Here is a 13,869-nt window from a genome sequence, read left to right on the forward strand (position 1 = left end):
TCCCTTCAGGGAGGCGGGAGCTGGGTCAGGCTTTCCAGGCTACGATCCAGCTCGCCCACTTCCCGATCCCACAAGGCCGGCGGGATTGGCCCGGTGGCGAGCAACTCGCACAGCACATCGCGCAGTTCCTCCGCCCGCGAGGGCGCCTGCCCCAGGTTGTCATTCAGGCGCTCCACCTGGATGGCGAGCCGCAGGGGATCGTCCCGTTGAGCGACCTGTCCGCCGGCGAGCAGCGCCAGATGGACGCGCACGCGCGCCAGGCGTTCCTCGACTTCCGTGCGTTCCGGTGGGCTGCGGCGGGCGTCGTTGCGCCGCTTGTGGGCGTATTCCAGGTCGCTCGACAGCGCAGGCTCGCCGCTATGCTGGACATCCTGCGGCGATTCTCCTTCCAGGCTGGCCGCGTCGGCTCGCAAGTGAGCATCGAGCAGTGACCGCACCCGGTGCCAGCGATGAACTTCTTCAGCCAGGGCAAGGCGCGCCAGGCGCTCGCGCCGCGCACGGATGATGCCCGACCAGCGTTTCCGCATGCCCTCGCTGCGCCGGCCATGAGGCAGCGGCTCGAGTGCCAAGGCCTCGTTGATGGCCTCATCGAGACGGGAGGCGTCGTCACTGGAAGTGGGGTGCCAGGCGTCCCAGCGCTCGATCAGGGCCTGCATGGCCTCGAGTTTTGCCTTGTTGCTGCTGTCGTGCTGCTTGCGGGCGGTATCCCGGCTGGCGAATATCTCGTCGCAGAGGTGGCGGAACTCGCGCCATAGGGTCTTCTCTTCATGGCGCGGCGCGCGCCCGAGGGCGCGCCAGCGTTTCTGCAGCGACTTGGCCTGTTCTGCTTGTCGTGCCGCCGGCTGTTCGCTGTCGCGCAGTTGGCGTGCCTCATCGATCAACTGGCGCTTGGCATCAGCAACCTCGCTGGCACGGCGTTCGATCAGGGCCTGGAGGGCATGCCGAATACGTCCAAAGCGGCGGCCGATGGCCTCCGCCTGATCGCGAGGGACCGGCGAATGGCGTCGCCATTGCTGACGGGCTCGGTCGCGGATTTCGCGCAGGGCATCGGGATCTGCCTGGTTCGATGGTTGCTCGAGCAGGGTTTCCAGTTGCTCGCAGAGCGCCTCCCGGGCTTCCAGGTTGCGCTGTCGTTTCGCCTGCTGTTGCTGACGCCATGGCGCCAGGCGTTCGTGGATGCGGTCCGAAGCGGCGCGGAACCGAGTCGATTGCTCGCGGTTGGCGGCGGCATCGCCGAGGTCCTTCCATTCCTTGATCAGTCGGCGATGGTGACGGTCGAGTTCGGCATCACCGAGCGTGTCGTCGTCGGCGAGTGCCGTGATGTCCTGGCAGAGCTGATCGCGCTTGGGCCCTGCCACGAAGCCTCGCCAATCGCGTAGCTCGGCGAGCCGGGCGCCCAGGCGCTTGAGCCGGGCGGTGTCGATGCGCTGGCGGGGAAGTTCGTCGGCCTGCTGGCGCAGGCGCTGATGAAGGCGGCTGGCACCCTTGAAGGCACCGCTTTCCAGTAGCTGCTCGAGTTGAGCCAGATCGTCGCTGAAGCGGGCCAGGCGCGCTTCGAGGTCGTCATCCGCCGGCGCTTGCTGTTGCCGTGCGAGCTGGTCGCGGGCTCGCTTCAGCAGTGGGGAAGGCGGGAGCTCGTCGGGCCAGCCGCAAGCATCGACCAGGGCGGCGAGACGTTCGTCGTCACCGTCCTTCAGGGCCTGCTGGAGGGCGTCGGCACGTTCGTCCAGGCGCACGCGGGCCTGGACGATGCGGTCATAGCTTGCCAGGGCCGCGTCGTAGCGCTGGCGGAGCGCATCATCGGCGAGGTGCTTGTCGGAAAGCGCCTGCCAGCGGCTGGCCATCAGCTGCTTCTGCGATTTCAGGCTGGCGATGTCCTGATCGGCGAGGCGCTCGCCGTGACGCAGGCCGTCGAGGCTTTCCTCCAGCGCCTCGACCAGGGATTCGCGGGCCTGGTCGGCATCCTCGCGCTGGCGGTCGGCGGCGTCCTGGGCGTGTTCGTGGGCTTCGTGGTCACTGATGACCTTGCGGCAGCGTAGACAGGCGTCCTGGTAGCGACGTTCCTGGTCGGCCTCGGGGGTGTCTTCCAGTTGCGTCCATTCGCGTACCAGATGACGGAATCGTCCGGCATATAACGGTTCCCAGGCGCTGTTGGCGTGCGCCTCCAGCTTTTCCAGCAAGTCCCGGCGGCGTTCCCGGGCCGCCGCCAGGGAGGCCGCATCGGTGCGCAATCGGTTGAGGCGTTCGCGAGCGAGACGTGTCACGCGGCGATCCCGCCGAGCCTCGTTGACCAGGCGCGTCAGGCCTGCCTCGCTGGTGACCCGTTCGGCGGCGGCATGACGAACCGCCGCGATGCCGTTCTCGCAGGCTTGCCGAATCAGGGCGGGTTCGGTGTCGAGCCGTGCCAGGGCGGCAAGGCGCAATTGCTGGTTGTCGCCTTCCAGGGCAAGCCGCTCGAGCATCGCCGGATCGTCGAGCGTTTCGGCCAGGGCGATGCGGTGGCCCAGGTCGTGATGGCCCGCCCGACCGATGAGCAGCATGACCAGGCGTTCGCGCAGCTCCGCTGACTCGCCTTGCTCGGCGCGCAGGGTCAACAGGCGATCCGGGTCATCCAGCCGTTCCAGGGCGGCGTGACGCACGCTGCTGTCCTCGTCGACGGCGAGCCGCTCCAGCGCCTGGCGCTGGTCGTCGCGCTCGGGGTCGAGTCGTAAGGTGGCCTGGCGGCGGACCTCGGGGTCCGGGTGCCGCCAGCGTGGGGCGAACAATCGGCGAATCAGTCCTGACATGATGGTCCCGGCGAGGTCGCGGCTTGGCGGCGACACAGTAGGATGAACAGGGGCGGGCGAAATTGGCCCGACAAGTATCTAAGCATGCGTCGGCGCGGCAGAAAAGGGCGTCGAGCAGGAGTGTTGCCGTTACGAGACACTGACACGAAGGGGGCGTTGGGCTTATGATCAGTTGCAGGGTCCGGGGCTCTCGCTTAGCTTGGGAGCTGTATCCCGACCATCACCCGACGTGGAGTTCGGCAATGAGTCTCAAAGTGGAAAGAGACGGCATGGCATTCACCTTCAAGGGCGGTATGTTGCCGATGACGGTCATGGAGTTGGCCAGTGCCGATCCAGAGCACATTCGCGAGCAACTCGCTGGCAAGCTCAGTCAATCTCCGGCCTTCTTCCATCATACCCCGGTGGTGCTCAACGTCGAGCACCTCGATGAGCCGCATCTGGCGCTCGAACGGATCTGCGCGGTATGCCGCGCCCACAAGCTGCTGCCGGTGGCCGTGCGCGGCGGCCCGGATCCTGTCAAGCAATCGGCCTGGGCTCTGGGGCTCGGCTGGTTCCCGCCCCAGGAGGCGGATCGGCCTCGTTCCCTGGAGAGCGTGCCGGTAAGCGAGGCACCGGTGCCTGATGCTGAGGACGACGCGCCCCCCGTGGCCGATGAGATGGCGGGAGGCCGCATCTTTCGCGGTACGGTGCGCTCGGGCCAGCAGATCACCTCGCCCGAGGGCGATCTGGTCGTGGTCGGCGCGGTCAATGCCGGCGCCGAGGTGCTGGCCGGTGGCAGCGTGCATGTCTACGGGCCTCTGCGCGGTCGCGCCCTGGCCGGTATCCACGGTAACACCCAGGCCGGCATCTTCTGCCGCGAGCTGCGCGCCGAGCTGCTGTCCGTGGCCGGCAATTACAAGCGGCTCGAGGATATCGATCCGCGCCTGCTGGGTACCGCGATCCAGGTGCGCCTGAGCGAGGCGCAACTGAGTATCACGCCGTTGGACTGACACGGCCACACAACGACGATTCGGTGGCGCGTGGCGCCGCCCTTTCTCCCAACATGACAAACAGGATGTGACACTTGGCAAAGATCATCGTTGTGACCTCCGGCAAGGGTGGGGTCGGCAAGACAACCAGTGCAGCTGCCGTCGCCACGGGCCTGGCCCTGCGCGGGCAGAAGACCGTGGTGATCGACTTCGACGTCGGATTGCGGAATCTCGACCTGGTCATGGGCTGCGAACGTCGTGTGGTCTATGACCTGGTCAACGTCATTCAAGGCGAGGCGGGACTCAATCAGGCCTTGATCCGCGACAAGCGGATCGACAACCTGCATATCATGCCGGCCTCCCAGACGCGGGACAAGGACGCGCTGACCCTGGAAGGCGTGGAGCAGGTGCTCGAGACCCTGAACAAGGATTTCGATTACATCATCTGCGATTCTCCCGCCGGCATCGAGCGTGGAGCGCAGCTGGCCATGTACTTCGCCGACGAGGCGATCGTGGTCACCAATCCCGAGGTGTCCTCGGTGCGCGATTCCGATCGCATCCTTGGCCTGCTGTCCTCCAAGACGCGTCGTGCCGAGCGTGGCGATGACCCGATCAAGGAACACCTGCTGATCACCCGCTATAATCCGAATCGTGTGGATCGAGGCGATATGCTCAATCTCGAGGACATTCGCGAGATCCTGGCCATCAATCTGGTGGGCTTGATTCCGGAGTCCGAAGCGGTGCTGCGGGCCTCCAACCAGGGCGTTCCGGTCACCCACGACGATGCCAGCGATGCCGGTCAGGCCTATGCCGACACGGTTTCCCGGTTGCTCGGCGAGGAGGTTCCCCTGCGTTTTCATGAATACCAGAAGAAGAGTCTGTTGAGCCGCATGTTCGGAGGAGGCCGCCGGTGAAGCTACTCGATTTCCTGAAGCGCGAGCGCAAGCAGTCCGCCTCCGTCGCCAAGGAGCGGCTGCAGATCATCGTTGCCCACCAGCGCAGCCAGCGGGGGCAACCGGATTACATGCCGATGCTCGAGAAGGAGTTGCTGGAAGTGATCCGCCGCTATGTCCAGGTCGAGGATGATGCCATCAATATCAATCTGGACAGCGAGGACAACTGCTCCGTGCTGGAGCTGAACGTCACGCTTCCCAGAGCGTGAGATGGCGGCTGAGCCGCCGGCGGGGCTGTGCTAGGCTGTGGCTTCATGTCCCAGCCCACTCGGAGTGCATCGCCCATGGCGCAGAAGAAAGCCGCCCCGCTGACCTTCCTGTGGCACGATTACGAGACGTTCGGGGCCGACCCGCGTCGTGATCGGCCGTCACAGTTCGCCGCCATTCGCACCGATGCCGATTTCAACGAGATCGGCGAGCCCGTCGAGCTGTTCTGCAAGCCGGCCGACGACTATCTGCCGCACCCCCAGGCTTGCCTGATCACCGGCATCACGCCGCAACAGGCCAAGCGGCGCGGTCTTCCCGAGGCCGAGTTCGCCGGGCGGATCCAGGCCGCGATGAGCGAGCCGGGTACCTGCGCACTGGGTTACAACAACCTGCGCTTCGATGACGAAGTGGGGCGTCATCTCTTCTACCGCAACCTGATCGATCCCTATGCCCGGGAGTGGCAGAACGGCAATTCCCGCTGGGACCTGATCGATGTGGTGCGCGCCTTTCATGCCCTGCGACCCGATGGCATCGTCTGGCCGACTCGCGACGATGGCTCGCCGAGCTTCAAGCTCGAGGATCTGACGGCGGCCAACGGCATCGAGCATGCGGGAGCGCACGATGCCCTGGCCGATGTTCGGGCGACCATCGAACTGGCGCGACTCTTGCGACGCAGCAATGCCAACCTGTTCGATCACTTGCTGGCCATGCGCGGCAAGCGTGCGGTGGGTCAGGCCATCGATGTGGCATCGCGCAAGCCGGTCCTGCACATTTCGCGCCGTTATCCGGCGAGCCGGGGGTGCAGTGCTCTGGTAATGCCATTGGCGGAGCACCCGACCAACCCCAACGGGGTCATCGTCTATGATCTCGCCGTGGACCCCGAACCTCTGCTGTCGATGGATGCACAGCAGATTCGCGAGCGGGTCTTCGTCAGCAATGATGATCTGGCCGAGGGCGAGTCGCGCATTCCGCTCAAGGTCATCCATCTCAACAAGTGTCCGGTGATCCTGCCTGCCAATGCGCTCAAGGATGCCAGCGGGCCGCATCGGGGCGAGTATGGCGAGATCGTCGAACGCCTCGGCGTGGATGTGGCCTCCTGCCGACGCCACTGGAAGCTGCTGGCGGCGAACCCGGATGTCTCGGCTCGAGTTGCCGAGGTGTTCGCCGGGCCGCCCCCGGAGACACCTCAGGATCCCGACCTGATGCTCTACGCCGGCGGCTTCTTCTCGCCATCCGATCGCCAGCAGATGCAGCGGGTCCGCGACAGCGATCCCTGGGATCTGGTCGGCGCGAGCTTCGCCTTTCAGGATCCCCGGCTCGAGGAAATGCTGTTCCGCTACCGGGCCCGCAGCTACCCGGATACCCTGACCGGCGAGGAGCAGTCGCGCTGGGAGACATTTCGTTGGGAGCGCATGAACGATGCGACGGTTGCCGGCTTCACGCTGCCCGAATTCGCGCGGGAGATCGAGCGGCTCAACCAGGTGGCGCTGACGGATCGAGAGCGTCAGATCCTCGAGGAACTGGTGATGCACGTGGAAGCGATCATGCCGGCCCAGGCCTTCGGCGAATGACAGTGACCGCCGCTAGGTGAGCCCGCCTCGAGACGACATCGCCCGGCCTGTGCCGGGCGATGTCCGTTATGGAACACATGCATCAGCGCCGCCTTGCGGCATGCTATGTCAGTGTTCCTGTTTCGGCAGTGGCGTCAGTTCCGCCTTGAGGGACAGCACGTCGCTGGCGCTGTCGCCCGGGTCGTGGGTGATATTGACCGTGGGCCCTTGCGTCAGGTCGCGCCAGGTCTCGCGAAGCGCGTCGGGCGTCACCTCCATCACGCGTTCGGCGAGTCGCTGCCGGTGGTCGAACCCGGTGTCCTCAAGGGCCAGCGCCTGCCACAGGCGATTGGTACGGCCCGCCAGGCTGGTGTCGCGCTGCAGCAGGTCGTCGCGTACCGCCTGGCGATAGGGGGCCAGGTCGCTGGCCTTCAGGCCGTCGAGGCGTGTGTTGAAGCCGTCGATGAAGGCATCGATGCGTTCCTGAATGGTTTGGCTTGGCGTGTCTGGCGATTGCACCAGAAAGGCGATGCCCGGGGCATCGAGCAGTGGCCGATAGCCGGCGTTGACCACGTAGCCCAGCTGCTGCTCGGTGCGTAGCTGCTGGTAGAAGGGGGTCTCGAGAAGCCGTCCCAGCACCGAGAGCCTGGCTTGTGTCGACAGCTCGCGGTCCGCCCCCTGCAGGTAGCGCATGACCAGGAATTCTTCACGTTCGGTGTCGGGCTTTAATGCGGGAAGCGACTTGCTGGCGCGCAAGGTCTCCAGTTCGGGAATCGCGTCGTGGGAGAGCTGTGGTCGCAGGTCCTCGGCGACGCGGCGCGCCTGCTGTTCTGCCTGCTCGGCGTCCAGGTCGCCGACAGCCATGGCCTCGAGATGCAGCTCGTCGAGGAAGGCCTCGCGGAAGTCGCGCAGTGCCTGGGCATCCAGGTCCTCGCTGGCCGCGAGCAGCGCCTCGGGGGACCACTGCGGGCGAATCAGGGCTTCGGTCAGGGTGCGGCCGGCCTGTCGGTAGAGGTCGTCCTGAGGCGCGTTGCGCCAGCCTCGACGCAGGCGTTCGCGAACCCGTTCGACGCTGTCGGGCTCGATCTTGCCGTCGTGCAATTGTTCCAGCACGCGCTCGATCAGCCGGTCCTGGCGATCCCGCCAGCCGGAAAACGACAGCGTGATGCCCCGGGCGTGTGCATAGGCTTCGAAGCCGTGTCCGGCCAGGCGTGCGGGGTAGAGTGCTTCGTTGAGGCTGTCCTGCAGCCAGCCGGCGAGCAGCCGGGACAGGGCGGCCTTGCGGGCGTCATGGCTGGCGTCGGGGTGCTGAAGACTGAAGCGCCACTCGACCTTGGGGGTGTCGAAGCTGGCATCGCGCATGTGCCAGAACTCGAAGCCCGGCTCGTCGAGGCGTTTCCGGGGCTGCTCGTCCTGTTGGCCGTCGAACAGTTCGAGATCCTCGGCGATGTAGGGGTTGGGCTCGGGCAGCGACAAGCCTGCCAGAGGCTGGGCGCTGTCGTCTTCGAGGGCGACCGGGGTCCAGGGAGTGTCGAACCAGGGCGAGGTACGCTCTCCTTCCACCTCGGGGCCGCTGTAGAGTCTCAGCATGTTGTCCGGACGCAGTGCCGACAACCAGGTATCGATGCCCGAGGCATCGAAGCCGTCCATGCGGTAGGGGGCGTAATTGACGTCCTCGACGGGATAGCGAGAAAGGTTCATCGACAGCCGCATGGCATCGTCCAGGGCGGAGCCGTGCTGCTGGAAGCGGAATGCCTGTTCGGCGAGCCGGGCCTGTTCGTCGTAGCGCCATGCCTCGACGCCGTTGTCCCGGATGGCGCGGATCGCGGCAAACAGGCTGGCCTGGATGCGCTGGATGTGTCGCGAGCCTTCCGGCGTCAGGCTGATGTCCACCTGGAACAGAGCGTGCTGGCCATCGCCGCGGGTCACGCCGGCGGAGAGTCCGTCGGCCCAGCCGGCATCGCGCAATATGGCGAGCAGGCTGCCATTGCCTTCGTGGCCGAGCAAGCTGGCCAGATAGCTGGCCGACTTGTGGCGATAATCGGTGATCGGGTCGGGGACCGGGAAATAGAAGCTCAGTTGGCGGCTGTCACGCAGCGACTTGAGCCTGGCTGCCGCGGGCAGGCGCGACGCGTCGGCGAGTGGTGTCTCGATGATCGGGCGCGACAGGCCCCGGTCGGGCACGTCGCTGAAGTTCTCGCGTACCAGCGTTTCCAGTTCGTCCAGAGGCTGTGGCGCGACTACGGACAAGTGCATGACATGGGCGCCATAGTGATCGCGGTAGAAGTGCTGGATGCGCTCGCGCAGGCCGGGCTCGCCTTCGGGCCTGTCGGCCAGGGTCTCCAGGCTGCCCACCGAAAAACCGGTGGTGGGGTGCTCGGGATTGAGCAGTTGATTGAGCACGTCGTTGCGACGGCGTCCTTCGTTGCGCTTGCGGGCGATGTATTCCGAATGGACGACCTTGCGCTCGTTCTCCAGCCGGTCGGCATTGAACAGCGGATTGACGAAGAAGCGGCTGAAGCGATCCAGGGCGCCGGACAGGGCATCGGGCTCGATGGAGAAGAAATAATTGGTGTCCTGGGACGCCGTGAAGGCATTGTGCTGACCGCCGTGGCGCGTCAGGTAGCTTTGGTAGGCGTCGGCTTCCGGATAGCTTTCGGTGCCCAGGAATAGCATGTGCTCGAGGTAATGAGCCAGGCCGGGCAGGTCATCGGGATCCTGGGCACTACCTACGTCCACGTTCAGTGAGGCGGCGGCCTTGTCGGCCTCGCTGTCGCTGACCAGCAGGGCGGTGAGCCCGTTGTCCAGGGTCAGGACGCGGTAGTCTCGCTCGTCGTGGGGGCTGACGCGGGGCGTGGTGACCTGTTCGGTATCGTGGGTCGCCTGCTGGGCGATGCTGGTGCCGGGCAGCAGCATGGCCAGTGCCAGCGAAGCGGCCAGGCATGGGCGTGATGGTCGGATCATCGTGTCTCCTGTTCGGGATTCCTGCGTAGCATGGGGCCGATGGGGTAGGCGCAGGAGGCTTCCTGGTTGCCGGGATCATTCACCCCTCTTGATACAGGAAAAGCGCCCAACAGTTCCTCGTCTGCCGGCATCAGGCGCTGGCGGGCATCGGCAGTCGGTGTTTGCGGGTCGAGCCAGGGGATGGCGTCGTCGGGCTCGATCACTGCCGGTAACCTGTCGCTCAGCGGAGAGAGCAGGGAAGGGCTGGGGACCGTGATCAGTGCCAGGGAGTCGTTGTATTCGGTGAGGGTAGTGTGAAAGCGGCACCACAGGCCGGCCAGCAACAGAGGACCACGATCGACCCGGGTGACCAGGTAAGGTTGCTTGGCCCGAGGCATGGGACGCCACACGTAGACGCCGCCGACCGGCACCAGGCAGCGTCGGGCCGCGAAGGCGTCGCGAAACATGGCGCGCGATTCCAGTGATTCCGCCCGCGCGCAATGAGGGGCGTGGTCGAGCACCTTGAGCCAGGGTGGCGTCAAGCCCCAGAAGGCCCGGCCGAGCCGGGGGCGCCCCGCCTCCAGGCGAATCAGGGGAAGCGGTTGTCGAGGGGCGAGGTTGGTGCCCGTGAGCGGCGTCTCGTCCACGGCCAGATCCGGCAGCAGGCGGTCGAGAGCGAGGGGCGGAATGTAGAGTCGGCCGGCCATGGGACCTCCGGGATGTGGTGCGACAGGGTAACCAAGACACGGGGGCGAGAAAAGCGACTGTCGTCACCGGGCTTGCGTTGCGCGACAAGGACGATATGCTATTGGAAACAGTGTTCGCTTCCTGTCATGCTCGATGGCATGGCTGGCGCGACTCGCTGTCCTTTCCATACCCCGCGAGGAAGCCGATGGCTCGACCCAGACAGCATGCCCCCGAGACGCTCCATGCCCAGGTCATGGCGGCCTGTGACGCCTGGCTGAAGGAGCATCCGGTGCATACGCTGTCGCTGCGCTCCCTGGCCCGCGAGGTCGGCTGTGCGCCGAGCACGCTGCTAAAGCTCTACGGCAGCTTCAACAACCTCTTGCAGCACGTCAACATCGAGACCCTGGGGCGCTTGCGCGTTGCCATCGACCCCCTCCTCGAGGAAGGCTCGCCGGAGCAGCGCCTCAAGGCGCTGGCGCTGGCCTACTGGGAATTCGCGCGTCGGGATCCCTATCGCTGGCAGTTGCTGTTCGACTACCCGCTGGCCCAGGAAGGCGAACTGGATCGTCGTCAGAGCGACATGATCGAGGCGTTGTTCCTGCGTGTGGAAAACACGCTGAAGGAACACCAGCCGGCACTGGACGACATGCAGGCGCGCCGTCTGGGCCGCACGCTGTGGGGCAGCGTGCATGGCCTGGTGCAGCTCGGGCTCAACGAGCGCCTCGGCTATTGGCAGAGCGAGCCGCTGGAAGTCGAGGAGTTGCTCGATCAGTTGTCGACCACCATGCTGGCTGGCCTGAAGACGCCTCCTGAATCGCCGTGACGCCTCTGACGACATGGGGCGCGCCGCTGCTGGCTCTGGCGGCGCTGCTCTGGTGGATAGCCCGCTCGCCGCGCACCTTGATCCGACGGATGGTGTTCATGACGGTGCACCTGATGTATCGCATGCGCTTCCAGGGGCGTCGCCATATTCCGGCTCATGGCCCTGCTCTGGTCGTCTGCAATCATGTCGGTTTCGTGGATGCCCTGGTGATCGGTGGGGCTAGTCCGCGGCCGTTGCGCTTCATGATGGATCGCCCCATCTACGAATCCCGTTGGCTGAACTGGCTGTTCCGGCTGGTGGGCGCCATCCCCGTCGATTCCGATCGCCGCGACCCGGGCGGTTTGCGGCGTGCCCTCGATCAGGTCAGCCAGGCCCTGCGCGACGGTGAGGTAGTGATGCTTTTCCCCGAGGGGCGCTTGACCCCCAACGGCGATATCCAGCCATTCCGGCGCGGCCTGGAGTTGATCCTGGCCCGGGACGCGGTGCCCGTGGTGCCGGCCGGCCTGGCCGGCTTGTGGGGATCCTGGACCTCGCATTGCGGTGGTCCGGCGTTGAGCAAGTGGCCACGCCGTTTCCGGGCGCGGGTCGCGCTCTATTTCGGCGAGCCGGTGCCTCCCGAGGAAGCCGAACTCGACCGCCTCGAAGCCCGAGTGCGGGCACTCAAGGCGGAGGCGGATGCCTGGGTGGAGAGCGGGCGGCGCGCCTAGCTCGTGGCGACGACGGCGCGGCGTACCGCCTGCCAGCAGCGTGCCGCGGTGATCAGGTTGTCGCGGACCTCGAGGATCTCCATGCGTACCGGGCCGATCTCCAGGCAGACTGGCCCCTCGGGGAAGGATTCCAGGTACTCCAGGATCAAGCCATTGAGGGTCTTGGGGCCGTCGGTGGGGAGCTGCCAGCCCAGCGACTTGTTGATATCCCGGATGTTGGCGGTGCCGTCGATGACGTGGCTGCCGTCTTCCTGGGGATGGATGTCTTGATCCTGGCTGGCCACGTCAGTGGTGAACTCGCCGACGATCTCCTCGAGAATGTCCTCCAGGGTCACCAGCCCTTCCACGTCGCCGTACTCGTCGACCACGATGCCGATGCGCCGCTTCTGCTTCTGGAAATTGAGCAACTGGGTGTGCAACGGGGTCGACTCCGGAATGAAGTAAGGCTCCCGGGCTTCCTGCACGATGGCCGCCTTGGTCACCTCGCCGCGCGACAGGAAGCGTGCCGCATTGCGCAGGTGCAGCATGCCGATGATGTTGTTGATGTCGCCCTTGAAGACCGGCAGTCGGGTGTGCTGGCTAGTGCGTATCTGAGCGAGGATGTCGTCCAGGTCGTCATCAAGGTCGATGCCCGAGACTTCGTGGCGGGGCACCATGATGTCATTGACCGTGACATTCTCGAGATCGAGGATCGAGACCAGCATGGCCTGGTGGCGGCGAGGAATCAGCGGCCCTGCTTCATGGACCACGGTGCGCAGCTCGTCACGGGTCAGGTTGTCGCCGTCGCCTTCGATGTTCTTCACGCCGAGCAGGCGCAGCAGGCCATTGGAAATGACGTTGACCAGCCAGACCAGCGGATAGAGCAGCTTGAGCAGCGGTTCGAGGATCAGCGACGCCGGATAGGCGATGCGGTCAGGCTTCACCGCGGCGTAGGTCTTGGGGGTGACCTCGGCGAAGATCAGGATCGTGATGGTCAGCAGGGTGGTGGCGACCGCGGGCCCCGTGACATCGCCGAAGAAATGGATAGCGATGATGGTGGCGATAGAGGCCGCCAGGTTGTTGACGAAGTTGTTGCCGATCAGGATGACGCCGATCAGGCGGTCGGGGCGGCCGAGCAGGCGCATCACGCGCTGCGCGCGCCCTTCGCCACTACCGGCCCGATGGCTCAGGCGATAGCGGTTGATCGACATCATGCCGGTCTCGGAGCTTGAGAAGAAGGCGGAAAGGCAGATGAGCAGCAACAGTAGGCTGAACAGCAATCCCAAAGGGAAATCGTCGTTCAAGTCTAAGGGTCCTCAATCAAGGGTCAGGCTCGAGTTGTAGGGACTGGGCCGGGCACTGTCAAGGCAACTCAGCCCCGGGTCAGCAATACCTCGAGAACGAACTTGCTGCCGAAGTAGGCCAGCAGCAGCATCAGATAGCCGACCAGGGTCCAGCGGACGGCACGCATGCCGCGCCACCCCAGCCAGTGATGGCAGGCCAGCAGGATGGCGAAGATCACCCAGGCCAGCAATGAGAGTACCGTCTTGTGCACCAGGTGCTGGGCGAACATGTCCTCGACGAACACGAAGCCGCTGGCGATCGCCAGGCTCAGCAGGACCATGCCGGCCCAGATCAGCTCGAACAGGATGCGCTCCATGCTGGTCAGAGGCGGCAGTGACTGGACCACGCCACGGATGTGGTGGTGGCGCAGCGCCTGATTCTGCACACCAAGCAGGATCGCCTGGAAGGCGGCGATCGCCAGGAAGGCGAAGGCCAACGCCGAACTCAGGGCATGCAGGGCAATGCCCGGCGTCATGCCGGGATGACGTTCGGGGCTGGGCAGGCCGATGGCCAGCAGCAGAGTGAGGCCGGCCAGCGGGAAGAGGCCGGCGGCCACATTGAGGACCGGTTTGAACAGGCTGACCACCAGCAGCGTCAGTACCGCCAGGCCGCTGGCCAACACCGCGCTGGTGGACAGGCCGGGCAGCATGGAGTCGCCCTGGTCGAGCAGGCCGATGGCGAGTGGCAGGTGGCAAAGCAGCCCCAGCAGGCCGAAGCTGCGCACCAGTGCGGTGCGCGGGGGCACCCGTCGAGCCAGGGTAAGGCCCTGCCAGGAAGCGGCCGCAACGTAGAGGATGAAGGCCATGACGGCAAGTGGGAGCGCGTGCATCGATGCTATCCGTGCGCCTTCGCCAGCGCCTGGTGACATGAAATGGAACGATTACTATACCGAATCGTCCCGATGCCTGACAGCCGCGAACGA

11 protein-coding genes are annotated in these 13,869 nt (G+C 65.6%); 6 read left to right on the forward strand and 5 right to left on the reverse strand.

Annotated features, from left to right (window positions below; translation table 11 throughout):
- Positions 1-5: 5 nt before the first annotated feature.
- Complete coding sequence (locus tag A9O65_RS10315; protein ID WP_064702089.1) at positions 6-2,786, reverse strand: DUF349 domain-containing protein; 2,781 nt, start codon at positions 2,784-2,786, stop codon at positions 6-8.
- A 242-nt stretch (positions 2,787-3,028) separates the two neighbouring features.
- Here A9O65_RS10315 and minC point away from each other — a divergent pair, with 242 nt between their 5' ends.
- The 4 genes from minC (at position 3,029) to sbcB (ending at position 6,485) form a co-directional block, all read left to right on the forward strand.
- A complete protein-coding gene (minC, locus tag A9O65_RS10320; protein ID WP_064699716.1) occupies positions 3,029-3,775 on the forward strand; it encodes a septum site-determining protein MinC in 747 nt (248 codons plus the stop codon).
- A gap of 74 nt (positions 3,776-3,849) precedes the next feature.
- Entirely contained in the window at positions 3,850-4,668 is an 819-nt protein-coding gene (minD, locus tag A9O65_RS10325) for a septum site-determining protein MinD (RefSeq protein ID WP_064699715.1), read from the forward strand.
- Positions 4,665-4,916, forward strand: a complete 252-nt coding sequence (gene minE / locus A9O65_RS10330; protein ID WP_064699714.1) for a cell division topological specificity factor MinE — start codon at positions 4,665-4,667, stop codon at positions 4,914-4,916. The genes minD and minE overlap by 4 nt, the downstream gene beginning before the upstream one ends.
- 75 nt (positions 4,917-4,991) lie before the next feature.
- Entirely contained in the window at positions 4,992-6,485 is a 1,494-nt protein-coding gene (sbcB, locus tag A9O65_RS10335; protein WP_064699713.1) for an exodeoxyribonuclease I, read from the forward strand.
- A gap of 108 nt (positions 6,486-6,593) precedes the next feature.
- Here the strand turns inward: sbcB and A9O65_RS10340 are convergent, their stop codons facing one another.
- Both A9O65_RS10340 and A9O65_RS10345 read right to left on the reverse strand, forming a co-directional pair.
- A complete protein-coding gene (locus A9O65_RS10340) occupies positions 6,594-9,428 on the reverse strand; it encodes an insulinase family protein (protein ID WP_064699712.1) in 2,835 nt (944 codons plus the stop codon).
- Positions 9,425-10,114, reverse strand: a complete 690-nt coding sequence (locus A9O65_RS10345) for an SOS response-associated peptidase (protein ID WP_064699711.1) — start codon at positions 10,112-10,114, stop codon at positions 9,425-9,427. Before A9O65_RS10345 ends, A9O65_RS10340 begins: the two co-directional genes overlap by 4 nt.
- 185 nt (positions 10,115-10,299) lie before the next feature.
- Between A9O65_RS10345 and A9O65_RS10350 the strand changes: the two genes are divergently transcribed.
- The gene (locus tag A9O65_RS10350; protein ID WP_064699710.1) at positions 10,300-10,917 is read left to right on the forward strand and encodes a TetR/AcrR family transcriptional regulator; all 618 of its coding nucleotides are present in this window, start codon (positions 10,300-10,302) and stop codon (positions 10,915-10,917) included.
- Positions 10,918-11,015: 98 nt separating this feature from the next.
- Positions 11,016-11,624 (forward strand): 1-acyl-sn-glycerol-3-phosphate acyltransferase, encoded by a 609-nt coding sequence (locus A9O65_RS10355; protein WP_425292850.1) that lies wholly within the window; start codon positions 11,016-11,018, stop codon positions 11,622-11,624.
- Here A9O65_RS10355 and A9O65_RS10360 read toward each other — a convergent pair.
- Both A9O65_RS10360 and A9O65_RS10365 read right to left on the reverse strand, forming a co-directional pair.
- Complete coding sequence (locus A9O65_RS10360) at positions 11,621-12,907, reverse strand: HlyC/CorC family transporter (RefSeq protein ID WP_064699709.1); 1,287 nt, start codon at positions 12,905-12,907, stop codon at positions 11,621-11,623. The two genes, A9O65_RS10355 and A9O65_RS10360, sit on opposite strands and share 4 nt — an antisense overlap.
- Before the next feature lie 68 nt (positions 12,908-12,975).
- A complete protein-coding gene (locus A9O65_RS10365) occupies positions 12,976-13,776 on the reverse strand; it encodes a cytochrome C assembly family protein (protein ID WP_064699708.1) in 801 nt (266 codons plus the stop codon).
- Positions 13,777-13,869: the final 93 nt, after the last annotated feature.

It is taken from the genome of Halomonas caseinilytica, assembly GCF_001662305.1.
GTDB lineage: Bacteria > Pseudomonadota > Gammaproteobacteria > Pseudomonadales > Halomonadaceae > Halomonas > Halomonas caseinilytica.